General features: G+C 63.9%; 10 protein-coding genes. 9 read left to right on the top strand and 1 reads right to left on the bottom strand.

From position 1 onward, the window contains the following. Positions 1-93: 93 nt before the first annotated feature. From EWE75_RS16040 to EWE75_RS16030, 3 genes are all read left to right on the top strand, one after another. Complete coding sequence (locus tag EWE75_RS16040) at positions 94-2,553, top strand: TonB-dependent receptor (protein ID WP_231708394.1); 2,460 nt, start codon at positions 94-96, stop codon at positions 2,551-2,553. Positions 2,554-2,710: 157 nt separating this feature from the next. Beyond that, a complete protein-coding gene (locus EWE75_RS16035; protein ID WP_130159115.1) occupies positions 2,711-3,586 on the top strand; it encodes a gallate dioxygenase in 876 nt (291 codons plus the stop codon). Beyond that, on the top strand, positions 3,586-3,954 hold the full coding sequence (locus tag EWE75_RS16030; RefSeq protein ID WP_130159114.1) for a protocatechuate 3,4-dioxygenase: 369 nt from the start codon (positions 3,586-3,588) through the stop codon (positions 3,952-3,954). Before EWE75_RS16035 ends, EWE75_RS16030 begins: the two co-directional genes overlap by 1 nt. Positions 3,955-4,120: 166 nt before the next feature. Here the strand turns inward: EWE75_RS16030 and EWE75_RS16025 are convergent, their stop codons facing one another. Then, complete coding sequence (locus EWE75_RS16025) at positions 4,121-6,988, bottom strand: TonB-dependent receptor domain-containing protein (RefSeq protein WP_130159113.1); 2,868 nt, start codon at positions 6,986-6,988, stop codon at positions 4,121-4,123. Positions 6,989-7,559: 571 nt separating this feature from the next. Between EWE75_RS16025 and EWE75_RS16020 the strand changes: the two genes are divergently transcribed. The 6 genes from EWE75_RS16020 to EWE75_RS16000 all read left to right on the top strand — a co-directional run bounded on the left by EWE75_RS16020 (position 7,560) and on the right by EWE75_RS16000 (position 15,924). Then, entirely contained in the window at positions 7,560-10,229 is a 2,670-nt protein-coding gene (locus EWE75_RS16020) for a glycoside hydrolase family 2 TIM barrel-domain containing protein (protein WP_130159112.1), read from the top strand. Then, positions 10,226-11,425, top strand: coding sequence for a mannonate dehydratase (gene uxuA / locus EWE75_RS16015; RefSeq protein ID WP_130159111.1), 1,200 nt, complete (start codon positions 10,226-10,228; stop codon positions 11,423-11,425). The genes EWE75_RS16020 and uxuA overlap by 4 nt, the downstream gene beginning before the upstream one ends. Before the next feature lie 40 nt (positions 11,426-11,465). Beyond that, the gene (locus EWE75_RS16010; protein WP_231708393.1) at positions 11,466-13,097 is read left to right on the top strand and encodes a carboxylesterase/lipase family protein; all 1,632 of its coding nucleotides are present in this window, start codon (positions 11,466-11,468) and stop codon (positions 13,095-13,097) included. A 37-nt stretch (positions 13,098-13,134) separates the two neighbouring features. Further along, complete coding sequence (locus tag EWE75_RS25100; protein ID WP_165388414.1) at positions 13,135-13,308, top strand: hypothetical protein; 174 nt, start codon at positions 13,135-13,137, stop codon at positions 13,306-13,308. 227 nt (positions 13,309-13,535) lie between these two features. Beyond that, on the top strand, positions 13,536-14,153 hold the full coding sequence (locus EWE75_RS16005; RefSeq protein WP_130159110.1) for an OB-fold-containig protein: 618 nt from the start codon (positions 13,536-13,538) through the stop codon (positions 14,151-14,153). 34 nt (positions 14,154-14,187) lie between these two features. After that, entirely contained in the window at positions 14,188-15,924 is a 1,737-nt protein-coding gene (locus EWE75_RS16000) for a flotillin family protein (RefSeq protein ID WP_130159150.1), read from the top strand. The last annotated feature ends 226 nt before the right edge of the window (positions 15,925-16,150 follow it).

Raw genomic sequence — 16,150 nt, 5'->3', positions numbered from 1 at the left:
ATAAACGAATTGCAGTTGACAATATAAACACGAGCTTGCAGGTCTAGTGCAGCGCTAAACCGGCATAGTTCGGGGCTTTTGGAGGAGGATACCGTGAAGGGTTACAAGTCGATCTGGCTCGCCGGAGCTGCCGCAGGTACGTTCGTCATGACGGCGGGAATCGCTCAGGCGCAGGTCGCCGGGCAAGCGGCCACGACCAGCAATCCCGCGCCCGAGTCGAGCGATCCGTCGATGCAATCCGCGTCGCCCGGCCGAGCAAATGTCGCCCAAGCCGACGGCATCGCTGATATCGTCGTCACGGCACAGAAGCGCACCGAGCGTCTGCAGGACGTGCCGCTTGCGGTGACCGCCGTCGGCGGCGACGCACTTGCCGCGCGCCAGATCAATAGCACGAGCACTCTCACCCAGGCGGTGCCCTCGTTGACGTTCAATCAGGGCGCCACCCCGACCAACACGAGCATCCGTATCCGCGGCGTCGGCACCCAGTTGTTTGGCCTCGGCACCCAATCGTCGGTGGCGACGGTGATCGATGGTGTTCCGCAGGCGCGTCAGGCGCAGGGTTTCACCAGCTTCGCTGACATCGAACGGATCGAGGTGCTACGCGGCCCCCAGGGCACGTTGTTCGGCGCAAACGCGAGCGCCGGTGTCGTCAGCGTCGTTACCGCTCGACCGAGCGGGACGCTCGAGGGGCGCGGCGACGTCACGATCGCCGAGCATAACGAATATCGCGCGAAGGGCACGGTCTCCGGGCCGTTGACTGAGACTTTGCGTGCGCGTCTCACCGGCTTTTACAACGACGCTCAAGGAACGACATACAACGTTACGACGGGTCGCTTCGTTAACGGTGAGAAGAACTGGGGTGTGCGCGGAAAGCTCGAATGGCAGCCGACGTCCAATCTGACGCTGTTGGGAACCGTGGACTATCGGCGCGACACGTCGCTCTGCTGCGCCTCGACGCTGCTGTCGGCGGTGACCCCCGCAGTGATCCAGCTTTCCGCTCCGGTGGTTGCCTCCTATCACAATCGCCAGATAACCGAGAATGAGGAGACAACCGTCCGCGGGAGTCAACAGAGCTATACGCTACAAGGAGACCTTGATCTGGGTGGGGCGACGATAACCTCAATTTCTGCATATCAGCGGTATACGCTGGACGTGAACCAGCCGATCGACCGTATAAATTCCAATCCCGTCCCCTTCGTCGGCCGGGGCGCGCCATATTCGGCATACGATCTCAATGAGGGAATCGTTAAACTTGGCCAATTCTCACAGGAATTGCGGGTTGGCTCGAACGGCAATCGCAATCTCACCTATGTCGCAGGTGTCTTTTACGCGCATCTCAACCTTGAGCGACCGTTCGAACGCCGCCGCGCGATGTGCCCCGCGACCGCCGGCATCATCGGGCAACCCTGCCCCGTAACTCCGATATTCCAGTCGTCGCAGAGCGACTCGACTCTTATAACAGATAGCATTGCCGCTTTCGGGCAGCTCGAATATCGCGTTGCGGGTGGGTTTAAGCTGATCGGCGGCCTGCGCGTGCAGAACGAACGCGGCACCAACACCGGATACCAGCGGACTCCATCCGCGAACTTCCCCGGCACCGCCACGCTTCCCGGCCAGTTCAACGCAAGCGGCTCGAAGAGCGCCAACGATACCGCCGTAACGGGGAAGGCCGGCGCGCAATATGAGTTCAGCCGCAACCTGCAGACCTATGCGACCTATACCCGGGGCTACAAAGGCGTCGGCTATAACACGGAGACCACTACCGACTTCGCGAACCAGACCATTCTGGCGCCCGAGCATGTCAACGCCTATGAAGTCGGTTTGAAAGCGCGCACCGCTGACGGCAAGTTCACCCTGAACGCGGCGGCGTTTCTGGCCGATTACACCAATTTGCAAGTGCAAGCCAATCGATCTGACCCCGTTACGGGAACGAGCAGTTTCATCACCACCAATGCCGGTTCATCCCGCACCAAGGGTATCGAGCTGGAAGCCAATATCCGTCCGAGCCGCAGTTTCTCGGTCGCAGCCGCCTTCACCCTCGCCGATTCGCGGATCAACATCGATGGCCTGAATTGCCCGCTGCAGTTTCAGGCCGCCGCGGCTGTCATGACCGGGAAACCGATAAATATGTGCTATCGCACCGCGGCGGGTGCGACGCCGATCCAGAACCTGCGCAACGCCCAGTTGCCGTCCTCGCCCGAATATCGCGTGGTCGTCTCCCCTCGCCTCGACCAGAACATCGGATCGACCGGCTATGCCGCGTTCGCGCAAGTCGATATGAGCTTCCAGAGCAAGCAGCAGATGGCGCTGGAACAGGATCCGTTACTGATCCAGAAAGCCTATGCGCTGGTCAACGCCAGCATCGGCTTCCATCCGATCGATAACCGCTTCACCGCAACGCTGTTCGTCAAAAACGTGTTCAACACACATTACTTCACCTCGCTCGGTCACAATTCGCTGCTGGCGACGGCGGCCAACCCCAACGACGTTGTCGGCACATATAACAAGGATGCCGACCGCTACATTGGCGGATCGATCGGCTTCCGGTTCTGAGACGGTGGCGCGAACGCGTGTGCCGCGTTCGCGCCACCTACGTCGAATCGAGGGCTGCGACGGACGTTGGCGAACTGAGGGTTTCGCCGCAGTGCGGCGGTCAAACGGACCGAGCGCGGCGCGCCCTCGCCTCCCTTAACCGCAAAAGGAGTGGATCATGGCACGCATCATCGGCGGAATCGGCACCTCGCACGTCCCGACGATCGGGGTCGCCTATGATAAGGGGCGGCAGGCGGACCCAGCCTGGGCGCCCTTGTTCGACGGCTACAAGCCCGTCGCGAAGTGGCTCGCGGAAAAGCAGCCCCACGTGCTGCTGTTCTTCTACAACGACCATGCGACGACGATGTTCTTCGATCTCTACCCGACCTTCGCGCTCGGCGTGGGCGAACGCTTCCCCGTCGCCGATGAGGGCGCCGGACTGCGCGGCCTCCCCGACATTCGCGGCGACGTCGATTTTCAGGCGCATATCGGCGAGGCGCTGGTCAATGACGAGTTCGACATGGCGTTCTTCCAGAACAAGCCGATCGACCACGGCATTGCTTCGCCGCTGCCGTTGCTCTGGCCGCATGTCCCCGACTGGCCCGGCACGGTCGTGCCGATCGCGATCAACGTGCTGCAATATCCGCTGCCGACCGCGCGCCGCTGCTTCCGGCTCGGCCAAGCGGTGCGCCGCGCGGTCGAGAGCTACCCGCTCGATCTCAAGGTTGTCGTGGTAGGCACCGGCGGGCTCTCGCACCAGATCCACGGCGAGCGCACCGGCTTCAACAATACCGAGTGGGATCACCAATTCCTCGAGACCTTTCGCGACGATCCCGAAGCGCTGACCGGTCTGCGCCACGCCGACTGGGTCCGCCTGGGCGGCGCCGAGAGCGTCGAGCAGATCATGTGGCTGGCGATGCGCGGCGCGCTCGCACCCAGGCTGACCGAGATCCACCGCAACTATTACCTCGCCACCACCACCGCGATGACCGTCGTCGCGTACGAGGAAAGCGTTGCCGAGGCCGTCGCCACGCCCGAAGACGCGCTCGTCTGATGTTCACGCAGAACCCCCAGACCGTCGGCATCGCCGAACTGACCGGCACCTATGTGTTCGATTTGCGGACGTGCAACCGCACGCTCGCCTTCAACCGCTTCTTCTGGAACATGATCCGTCCCGAGGCGCGTGAGGCGTTCTGGACCGACGAGGAAGCCGCGATGCAGGCGGCGGGCCTCAATCCCGATGAAAAGGCATTGGTCCGCGCGCGCGACTGGCTCGGCATCGTCCAATACGGCGTCAATTTCTTCGTGCTCGAGAAATGGGCGCGCGTCGTCAAGACCACCAATCTCGAAGTCTACGCGATCATGCGCGGCGAGAGCTTCGAGGACTTCATGAACACGCGGCAGGTGCCCTGTTCGCGCTGAGTCGAACACTGCCCCAAGGGCAGGACTTGCCCTGAAGCGACCCCGGATTTGAATATTTTATGTAATCATTCCAAAAGATTATCTGCAATAAAACAGCCTCCTGCATTCAAATCGATCCATAGTTCGGTCGGATGTCCGCCATCCGACCGAAATAGGCTGCGTATCGTTAAAAGCCGAACCGTACCCCGATGCGATAGGCGCGACCGAGCAGATCGTAATAGGCGTTGTTGTTGATCGCGGGCAGCGGCGGGGCCTTGTCGAACGCGTTGTTGAGGACGAAATACACTTCGCTGCGCACTTTCTCGGAGCCGATGTTGAGGCTGGCGCCGAAGTTGACATACGTCACCGCCGGAATCACGTTGTTGCTGATGCTGTTGAACAGCGCCGGGCTGTAGCCGCTCTGGTCCGGGCCGATCAGCGCGTTGTTCTGGTGACTTTTGCTGATGTGGCGGATCTGCGCGTTCAGATCGAGCCGGCCAACCTTGTAATCGATGTTGCCGTTGACCTGCCAACTCGGCAACCCAGCCGAGCCACCGAACAGCGCACCGGTCTGCCCGGCGCGATTGACCCCGTTCGGATACAGCAACGACACGTCGAGCGACGAGCGGTATTCGATGACGTGCGTGGCCTGCGCCGTCAGTGCCAGCCGACCGGGCAGCTTGGCGCTGATCTCATCGAGCGGCTGCACATAGGAGGCGGCGATATCGAGGCCCTTGGTGCGGAACTCCGCGAAGTTCGCATTGGCGCCGTTCACGCTCAGGATGGCGCCGTTCACCAGATCGGCGTTCGCGAAGCTGATGAGCTGGCAATAGGGATTGCTCGCCGATGCGGCGCCGGTGCCGATGCAATTCTGGATGATCGTCGCCGGCGAGGTCGCGCCGATCGCGTTCGAGACCCTGATCCGGTAGAAATCGACCGATGCCTGGAAGCGGCTCAGGAAGCGCGGCTGGAAAACCACGCCAGCGGTGAAGGTATGCCCGATTTCAGGCGTCAGCTTCGCAGAGCCGCCGGTGATCGCGCTGTACGCATAGGCGGCCTGGTTGGCGAAAGCCGGACGAACGTCGGTCGCGGCGCCGTTGGTGAGCGGTGACGGCACTGATGCGACCGACGGAGTGAACAGTTCCGGCAGGGAGGGCGCGCGGATGTCACGCGACAGCGTCGAGCGGAACAGGATATCCTGAATCGGCTTCCAGGTAAGGCCGACCTTCCAGGTGCCGACCGACCCCGACGTGGTGTAGTTGGTATAACGCGCGGCACCGTTGAATTCGAGCGACTTGGTGAAGGATGCGTCCTTCAGGAGAGGGATGATGACCTCACCGTACACTTCCTTGACGGTCTGGCCGACGTGGGGCGAGTTCCGCGCCACGCGCGCGGCGAACAGCCCGGCCTGGCTGGTCGCATCGACGCTCGTCTCGAGCGTTTCGCGGCGGATCTCGACGCCCGCGCCGACCGTGACCGGGCCGGCCCAGAGCGATACCGGCTCGCCGCTGATGTTCGCCGATCCTTCGAGCAGCGTGCTGACCGTCTGTGCGCGGGAAGTACCGAACGCATAAGCATATGCCGCAGGCGAATAGCTCGCCTGGCCGAGGATGTTGATCGGCACGCAGCCATTGGCTGGCGTCGCCAGCGTCGAGCGGCAGGCGATCGACCCGATCGGCAGCCCGGAGGCGCCGACATTGGCGGCGGTGACGCGAACCGCATCGACCGCGTTGTTGAAATTGCCGGTGATGGCGGAGTTGGAGGTGAGCTGAACGCTCTTGTTGCGGCCGTAATTGCCGCTCACGTCCCATCGCCAACCGCTGCCGAAGGAGCCTTTCAGGCCTCCCGCGAAGCGCGTCGTCTCATTGGTGGTATCGAGGTTGGGCGGACCGAAATCATTGCCGAGATAGCCGATGCTCAACCCGCCCGCCGGCACCAGCGCGAGCTGCCCCGGCGTCAGCGCCTGTTGGAGATAGGCGTTGTCGCGGCGAATTGTGATGAAGGGTCCGGTGCCGCCGGTCGCGGCACGGATCTGCGCGCTGACATTGTGCGTGTAGACGTTCGAGTACAGGCCTTGCGCCCACACCGACACATGATCGCTGAAGTCATAGGTTACGTGACCGAGCAGATTGTAGCGCTCGGACGGCCCACGCAGCACCTGATATGGGCTGACGTTGCTACCACCGATCATCTGCGTCGCGATCTGGCCCTGATACGCGCCGGCGTCGAACGGCGCTGTGGTGGTCGCGCCATTCGGCCCGACCACGAATTGCAGATTGCGCAAAGCGACCGGATTGGTCGCGACCGTCGGGGTGATGAGTCCGCCAGTGGTGAGCGTGCCGAACGTCACGTTGTTCGCCACCAGATTGGCCGGAAGCCCGGCGGCACGGTTGGCCGGGAGCGACACCAGCGCAGCGTTCTGCCGGCCCCATGCGCGCTTGTCATTGAACAGGTCGGTGCCGTCGTTGTGCTGATACTCGCCGCCGACGACGATATGCCCCCTGCCGTCCGCGAAGCCGGTGCCGGCGGCGATCGAATCGTAAAATTCGCGCGCATCGTTGTAGCGGGTCGCGCCATATTGCGCGTTCGCCTTGATCCCTTGCAGCTTCGTGTTGAGCTGGAGGTTGACCACGCCAGCGACCGCGTCCGACCCGTAAGCGGCCGAGGCGCCGCCGGTAACGACATCGACCTGCTTGATCAACGCGGTGGGGATGATGTTGAGATCGGGAACGCCGGCGACCGTCTGGCCCGGCACGGTGACGCCGGGCAAGCGGAGACGATCGAGCAGCACGAGCGTGCGGACCGGCGTCAGGCCGCGCAGATCGACGTTGTTGGCGCCGACGTTGCCGATGCCACCCGATTCCGGCGCGGCGGTGCGGCGGAAGGACGGCACTTCATTGAGCACGTCGGCGACGTTGACGGCAGCGCGCTGTTCGAGCGTGGCGGCACCGACCACAACCGTCGGCGTTGGTGCGTTGAACCCCGCCCTGCCGATGCGGGAGGCGGTGACCACGATGTCAGCGACGTTCGCGTCATCGGGCGCGGCGGTTTGCATGACCGGACCGTCAGGGCCCCGAGGCGCTTGCGCCGCATCCGTGGGGGCCTGGCCGTCGGCGTTTGGAACGGGTGCGGCGGTTCCGCCAGCGGTCTGCGCCAGCGCAGGACTGACCAGACCGATGCCGGCCACGGAACACAACAGAAACAATCCTCGCTTCACACACCGTCTCCCTCATTACTGGTTTGACCAGCTTTATTGAATTGGACACTCTCAGAGGTGATTAGTCAAATCACTCTCACGAGTGTCTTATCATTTGTTTTTTGTATGGCTTGATAGCCGATCCGGGCGTTCAAGCCCGGCCACCTGCCCCGCCCTCCGTGTCATCCTCGCCTTTATCTGTACAGTTACGACGCCGTGCGACGCGCTTCGGGTGTCTTTTTATCTTTTCCCTAGGAATATTTTGCGCTTACTCGTATGCAGATGCATCGGTGACAGGCTGCGAGCGGATTCCCGTGCGCCACGACGGCAAAATCGGCACGTCAGAAAAATATTGAACTGGCCAATTATTTGCTATTGGCCTAATCAATCTCAGAACGTGCTGCGAAAGCATGGACAAGAGGAGAGCTGCGTGAGGCTATTATGGGCGTCTGCATCATGTGCCGCGTTATGTTGGAGTGTCGCCGCAACCGGCCAGACGCCCGACGCGCGACCGACCGTTCAGCTCAGCGATGGCTGGCGCTTCAAACAGGATGACGGGCTGCGTGGCGTCGAATCGCAAAGCTTTCGCGATGCCGACTGGGCCGTCGTCAGCGTGCCGCACACCTGGAACCGGGTCGGCTATTATCTTCCCGATCCGGCAACGCACCTCAACCAGCGCGAGACGATCAACAAGGCTCTGGGGATCGGCTGGTATCGTCTCGCCTTCACACCCTCGGCGGACCTGCGCGGCAAGCGCACCTGGCTGGAGTTCGACGCGGCCAGCCGCGTTGCGACGGTCTGGCTCAACGGCACGTTGCTCGGCACGCATCAGGGCGGGTTCTCACGATTTCGGTTGGACGCCACCGATGCGCTCCGCCCCGGCGAGCGCAATCTTCTGGTCGTCAAGACCGACAACACCAAGCCCGCCCCCGGCACCACCACCGCCGACACGCTACCGCTGAACGGCGACTTCTTCGTTCATGGCGGACTGTACCGCCCGGTGCGGCTCATCGCCACGGACCCGGTTCATGTCGACATGCTCGATGCCGGTGGCCCCGGCGTGTACGCGACGACGCAGGCGATCGACGGCGCGCACGCCACCGTCGGCGTCGAGGTCAAGCTGCGCAACGACGGCAGCGCCAAGGCGCCGGTACGGATCGTCACGCGGTTGATCGACGCCGCCGGCAACGTTGCCGCAGACGCCACGCAAACGCTCTCGCTCGCCGCGAAAGACGGGGGCAATGCGCGGCAGTCGCTCGCCGTGCCCAACGCGCATCTGTGGCAGGGCACCGCTGATCCGTATTTGTATCGTCTGTTGGTGGAAGTGCTCTCGGCGGACGGCCGGGTGCTCGACCGGGTCGATCAGGCCTTTGGTATCCGGCAAATGCGCTTCGACCCGGCGCGCGGGCTGTTCCTGAACGGCAAGCCCTACCCGTTGCATGGTGTCGGCTATCATCAGGACCGCGAGGGCAAAGGCTGGGCGATCGACGCGGCGGACACCGAACAGGACGTCGCGATCCTGCGGGAAATGGGCGCCAACACGATCCGCCTGACGCATTATCAGCATGGTCAACCGATCCACGATCTCGCCGATCGCTACGGCCTGATCGTGTGGGACGAAATCCCGCTCGTTTCGCAATGGACGCTGGGCGGTGCCAAGCAGGCATCGCCCGGCTTGCTCGCCAATGCGCGCCAGCAACTCACCGAGGAAATTCGCCAGAACGGCAATCACGCTTCGGTGGCGAACTGGGGAATCGCCAATGAGGTGGATTTCGGCAATTCGCTTCCGGCTTTCCTTGCCGGCGCGACCGGAACGCCGCCTGACCCCATGCCGCTCCTGCGCGATCTCAACACGCTGGAGCATCAGCTCGACCCGAGCCGGCCGAGCAGCCTTGCGACATGCTGCGAAGGCCGGCTGTTCGCAGCCGGCGTCGACGTACCTGTCACCGCCCCCGCCGCCGATCTGGGCGGCGCGAACCGCTATTTCGGCTGGTATTACGGCAGCCCGAGCGATCTCGGCCCGGCGCTGGACGCGCTTCATGCCAAACGGCCGGATCAGCCGCTCGCCGTGACGGAGTTCGGCGGCGGCGGCGCGACGACCGTTCACACCGACAACGTGCTGGGCGGCCCGGTCGATTCGCGTGGACGGATGCAGCCCGAGGAGGTCGAGAGCTGGATTCACGAAGGCAATTGGGCGGTGCTGGCGAGCAAACCCTATCTGTGGGCAAGCTGGCTGTGGGCCGGTTTCGATTTCGCCAGCACCGTCCGGCAGGAAGGCGACGCGACGGACATCAATACCAAGGGTCTGGTGACGTTCGACCGCAAGGTCCGCAAGGACGCCTATTATTTCTACAAGGCGAACTGGTCGGCAACGCCAACGGTCCATGTGACGGGCCGCCGCTATGTCGATCGCGCTTACGCGACCACCGAGGTGCGCGTGTACAGCAACGCGCCGAGCACCGAATTGCGCGTCAACGGCAGGTCGATCGGCACGCTGGCGGCATGTCCGCAGAAGATCTGCATATGGCCGGCAGTGCGGCTGGCGAGCGGTGCAAACCAGGTGGTCGCGCGCGGCGCGTTCCCGCAAGGGCCGATCGAGGACACGATCGCGTGGCACGTCGGCGACGATGTCGCGCGCGCCGTTCGGATCGACAGCGGCGCGCTGGTCGCGGGGGCCAGTGCCACCGGGCATTTCGGCTCCGACACGTTCTTCACCGGCGGCGCGGCGGCGACGGTCGACAAGCCAGCCGATTATGGCAAACCGACCGTCGCCACCCCGATCGCGGGCACAGCCGACGGCGCGATCGCAGCGACCTATCGCAAGGGCGACTTCGCGTATCGGGTGCCGCTCGACGACGGGCGCTACACGGTGACGCTCACCTTCGTGGAGCCATCCGCGAACCCCGGCGAGCGGATTTTCGACGTCCTCGCCAATGGCGTTCCCACGCTGCGCGCGCTCGACGTGGCGAAAGCCGCCGGTGCGCCGTTGACCGCGCTTCGCCGCAGTTTTCCGGTCACGGTGCGCGGCGGACTGCTCACCCTGGCGTTCCGGCCGAGCAAGGGCGAAGCGATCGTCTCAGCAGTCGAGGTTGCACGATGACATTCCATCCGATGACGCAAACGATGCGCTGGTTCGGCCCCGCCGACCCGGTGGCGTTGCGGGATATCCGGCAAGCCGGTGCTACCGAGGTGGTCACCGCGCTCCACGACGTCCCCAATGGCGCGTTATGGACTGACGAGGCGATCGGAGCGCGCAAGGCCATGATCGAGGCCGCCGGACTCGGCTGGACGGTGGTCGAAAGCCTGCCAGTCCACGAGACCATCAAGACCGGCGGTGATGGTTACGATCACCTGATCGAAACCTATCAGGCCAGCCTGCGCAACCTTGCCGCGAACGGCATCACCGTCGTCACCTACAATTTCATGCCGCTGCTGGACTGGACGCGGACCGACCTCGCCTGGGAATTACCCGACGGTGCGCGTGCGCTGCGCTTCGAGCTGGAGGCGGTTGCCGCCTACGATGTTCACATCCTGCGCCGGCCCAATGCGGAGCGGGATTATACCGCGCCGATCCTCGCCGCCGCCGAGCGACGTTTCCACGCGATGAGCGCGGATGATCGTACCCGCCTGGAACGCACGATCATCGCCGGGCTGCCGGGCAGCGAGGAGCATTTCACCTCCGCCCAATTCCTGCGCGCGATCGAAACCTATGCCGATATCGATGCGCGAAGCCTGCGTGATCGTCACGTCGCGTTCCTGGAGGCGGTGTGCCCGGTGGCCGAGGAGGTCGGCATTCGACTGGTCGTTCACCCGGACGATCCCCCTTTTCCGATGTTCGGACTGCCGCGCGTAGTGAGCACCGAGGACGACGTCGCGCAGCTCTTCGCGCGGGTGCCGAGCCAGGCCAACGGGCTGTGCTTTTGCGCGGGCTCGTTCGGGGTGCGCCCCGACAACGACCTGCCGGGAATGGTCGAGCGGCTCGGGAGCCGGATCGGCTTCCTCCACCTCCGTTCGGTCCAGCGCGAGCCCAATGGCGCTTTCCACGAGGCCGCGCATCTCGAAGGCGATGCGAACATGCCGGCCGTGGTCGCTGCGGCGGTCGCGCTGTCGGCGCGCGAGCGGCGCTCGATCCCGATGCGGCCCGACCACGGGCATCAGATGCTCGACGATCTCGCGCGCACGACCAACCCCGGCTACTCGCTGATCGGCCGGATGCGTGGGCTTGCCGAGTTGCGTGGGCTGGAGCGCGGGATCGCGTCGGCGCGGCGCGCGGCAACGGCTGCCACCGCATCGTAAGAGATATCGTAAAACCATAAAATCCCGAGGAGAGTTGCCCTTGAAGAGTTCATTCCGCGCCGCGCCGCTTGGCCTTCTCGCGCTCGCGCTCGCCCTTGCCGCGTTGCCGGCGCCAGTCTTGTCTCAGGGCCAGCCCGCCGCACCCGTCGTCGCGATCGACGCGGGGCGGCTCGATGGTATCAAGACGGCGTCGGGGGTGGATGCGTATCTCGGCGTGCCTTATGCGGCGCCGCCGGTGCGCGATCTGCGCTGGCGCGATCCGCAGCCGGTACGGGCGTGGCCCGGCACCTATCATGCGGACCGGTACGGCCCGCAATGCATGCAGCCGCAGCGGAACCTCAACACCAACCAATATTCGGGCGCCGAAGTCACCAGCGAAGACTGCCTGTACCTCAACGTCTGGGCGAAACCCGGCACCAAAAAGGCGCCCGTGATCGTCTTCCTCCACGGCGGCGGCTTCTTCATCGGGTCCGGCGGGATGCCGCTTTATGGTGGAGAGGCGGTGGCGCAGCGCGGCGCGGTGTTCGTCAATCTGAACTACCGGCTCGGCGTGCTCGGCTTCCTGGCCGACGCCGATCTGTCTCGCGAATCGCCGCACAAGACATCGGGAGATTACGGATTTCTCGATCAGATCGCCGCGCTCAAGTGGGTCAAGCGCAACATCGCCAGATTCGGCGGCGACCCGGACAACGTGACCGTCGCCGGCCAGTCGGCGGGGTCGATGTCGGTGCTGGCCTTGCAGGCGAGCCCGCTCGCGCGCGGGCTGTTCCAGCGCGCGGTCGGCATGAGCGGGGCGTTGATCGGCGGTGCCGGCCCGGCGGCGATGCGCTCGCTGACCGAGGGCGAGCGGGACGGCGAACGCTATCGTCAGGTCATGAAGTTCGGCAGCATCGCCGACATGCGACGCCTCTCCGCAGATCGGCTGATCGTGCCGCGCACGCCCGGCTCGCCCGGGGTCGGCCCAGTCCAGGACGGCTATGTGCTACCCGCCCCGATCGATTCGATCTTCGCGCGCGGCGAGCAGAACGATGTTCCGCTCCTGCTCGGCTTCGCCAAGGACGAAGCGCTCGGCGGTTTCGGCCCCATCAAGGATCTCGCCGATTACCGCGCCCGCGCGGCCGCACGATTCGGGGATCGCGCCGACGCCTTCCTGAAACTGTACCCAGCCTCGAGCGATGCGGAGGCGCGCGCGCAGGCGCATCTCGCCGACCGCGACGCGACGATGGTCGCGGCGATGAAGGCGTGGGCGACGGCGCAGGGCGCGCGCGGCCGCGCGCCGGTCTATTCCTACATGTTCGCGCACCCGCATTCCTATGCGGCGGGCGTGACCTTCCCGGACCTCGATCCGGCGACAGCGGGTTCGTACCATACGTCGGAAGTGCCGTTCTGGCTGGGTACGCTGGACAGCTTCAACCTGTACCGCAAGACACGCGACTGGTCGGCTGCGGACCGGGCGTTCAGCCGCGAGATGCTCGATTCGCTGGTGGCTTTCGCTCGTACCGGCAAGCCGGACACCAAGGCGCTGCGCTGGCCGATCTTCCAAGCGCAGCAGCCGCGCTTGCTGGAACTCGGAACGCCGGTGCGGACTGCCGACTGGCCGAGCGCGGATAAGCTCGCGTTCTTCACGAGCCTGCCGCCGCGCCCAACGGCGCCGGGCGCGCTGCGGGACTGAGGTGGGCCACCTCGCCTAGCGCTCCCGCATAGCCGACATGAGGATCGAGCAGGAGGAACTGGCCTTCGACCAGCGCTGCTACAGCACCGACGATCTCGTCCATGCCAACAGCGCCCAGACCATGCGCTTCCCTCTTTCGCAAAAATCCGCACCGTCGACATCGAGATTGCGGTTCTCGATGTCACGCCACAACCTCTGCGATTCCGCGTAAGCGAAAACGCCAGGGGAGGCCGATGACATGCCCTTCGTCTGCAACGATCCGGCCTGCCCCTGCGATGAACGCGATGAAGCCCGTACCCTTCACAAAATCGTCGATGTACTGTCACTCCTTCGTGAAAATCGGGCGCTGAAATCGCGGCGGAACTGGCAATGGGGGATTAAAGATATCTGCCACGGTTCGGCCTGACATGGCGCGGGCCGCATGATAGTCACCAAAGTATGTTCGAGCAGTTCCTCACTCCCGCTTATCTGCCCTTTGCGATCACCTTCGTTGTCATGATCGGCATCGGCTTGATTGAGGCGGTCGGCTTGGGACTCGGGCATCTCAATATCGACGGAAACTCCGGCATCGAGGGACATCAAGGCGTGCTCGACTGGCTGGGACTCGGCAGCGAATTGCCTATCCTGATCTGGCTGACCTCACTGCTCGGCTGTTTCACGATCGTCGGCATCGCCATACAACAGGGCGCGACGGCAATGTCGGGGGGGCCATTGCCGTGGGGTGCGGCATCGGGCTGCGCGTTGATTGCGGGCGGTTTGCTGAACACGCTCGCCGCCAGCGGTCTCGCGCGAATCATGCCGGGGTTCGAGACGACGGTGATCTCGACGGATGACCTGCTCCGCCGCCGTGGCACAATTTTGGAGGGCACGGCTCGTCGCGGCGCACCGGCGCGCGCAAAGGTGCTCGATCACCATGGCCAAGCCCATTTCATCATGGTCGAGCCCCATGATGATGCCGACGCGATCCCGGCTGGCGAAACCGCGCTGATCGTTCGACGCGAAGGCAAAGTGTTCTTTGTGGTGCCCGACGAAAACAGACTTCTTCAATCCATCTGAGACATATCGATTTCGGCTTCCCGAGGAGGGTATCATGCCTGCAGCACTTGTGAACGTACTGATTTATGCGGGAATCGTTCTGTTTTCGCTCGTCGTGATCGGTATCATCCTGACACGTCTTTATCGCCGCGCGACCAAGGACGTGGCGCTCATCCGCACCGGCTTTGGTGGCGAGAAAGTCGTGCTGAACGGCGGCATCATGGTCATACCCGTTCTTCACGAGTTGATGCAGGTTCGCCTGACAACGGTGAAGCTCGAGGTATCACGCCTCAACAAGGATGCGCTGATCACGCTCGACAAGTTGCGCGTCGATGTCGTGGGGCTGTTTCATATCAAGGTGAAGCCCGACGCTGAATCGATCGCCGCCGCAGCGCAGACGCTGGGCGATTCGGTCAACAGCCCCGACGCTGTCAAATCGCTGCTCGACGGCAAGCTCGTCTCCGCGCTGCGCTCGGTAGCCGCCACGATGACGATGGAGCATCTTCACGCCAACCGCGCCGACTTCATCCAGAAAGTCCAGGAGGCGCTGATGACCGATCTGGACATGAACGGCTTTCAGCTCGAGTCCGTCAGCATCACCCACTTCGACCAGACCGCGTTCGAGCATTTCAACGAGAACAATGCCTTCGATGCCGAGGGATTGACCGTTCTCACGCGCACGATCGAGGAGCGCAAGAAGATCAGAAACGACATCGTCGCGACCAACCGCGTAGAGATCGAGCAACGCAACCTGGAAGCGAACAACCAATCGCTCGAGATCGCGCAGGCCGCAGAGCAAGCGCGCCTCACGCAGGAACAGACTTTGTCTGCGCGCCGTGCGGAACAGGCCACGGCCATCGCAACTGCGGAAGCCGAGCAGACGCGCCTCGCGGAGATTGCGCGGATCACCGCCAGCCAGGCCCAGACCGTCGCCCAGACCGAGGCCGACAAGATCATTCAGACGGCAACCATCGCGCGAGATGGCGCAATTCAGACCGCGACGATCGAGCGGGACCGTACCATCGAGATCGCGCGGATCACGACGGCGGTACAAACGGCCCAGAAATCCGAAGAGGAATCGACTGCAACCGCCGCTGCCAACGAGGCGCGCGCGCTGGCTGTTCGCGCCGAGGAGAGCGTCGCCACCGCCAAGGCGACTGAGATCGCCAACCGCAACAAGAATGTCGCGGTCATCGCCGCTACCCAGCGCGCGCAGGAAGAAGCCGTCCAGATCACCGTCGCTGCTACCGCTGAGAAAGAAGCGGCGGAAGCCCGCGCCATTGCGCTGCGCACGGAGGCGACCGCAGAGGCAGATGCCGAAAAGGCGCGTGCCGAGGGTCGCGATGCTGCGTTCAAGGTCGATGCCGCCGGTCAGGCCCTTCTCAATGAAGCGACAAACCTTCTCAGCGACGCGCAGACCGCGCTGCTAATTCGTAAGGCAATGTTGGATGCGCTTCCTGCGATCATCGCCGCAGCAAGCAAGCCGATGGAAAATATCGACAGGATCAGCATCCTCGATGCCCGCGGGTTACACGGTGAAGCAGCAGGCGCCGATGCGGCTGGAAGCGCAGGCCAGACCAACCTCGCCGATGCCGCCGTCGCAGCGGCGATGCGCTACCGCGTCGGTGGCCCGTTGATCGATGGTCTGATGGCCGAACTGGGCATGACCGGCGGGTCACTTAACGGCATGCTGGCGGGCAGCTTACCAGATGGCGCGCCCGTCGACTCGGCGCGCAAGCCGTCCACCGCGCTAAACGGCGGGACGGCTGCGAGCGACGTCACCCCAGCCTGAGGCCGTTCCCCAACCTGTCATCCATCATGCGCCTCGGTCCGCTATACGAATGCGGAGGCGACGATCGCGTGCGATCGCGGCTTGAAAGCCGCCGCGACACCTAGTGCACTGATTCAGAGGGAAGATGCAGGCAGTCTGGCGAGCTTGTCGAGGATTTGAGCGGCGGACTTGGTCCAGACGAAGGGCTTTGGGTCGGCGTTGTGTTCCTTGAGGTAGCGATTGATGG

The organism is Sphingomonas populi, assembly GCF_004208535.1.
Classification (GTDB): Bacteria; Pseudomonadota; Alphaproteobacteria; order Sphingomonadales; family Sphingomonadaceae; genus Sphingomonas; species Sphingomonas populi.
The sequence above is the reverse complement of the archived record's forward strand: the minus strand, read 5'-3'. Positions and strand labels throughout refer to the sequence as shown.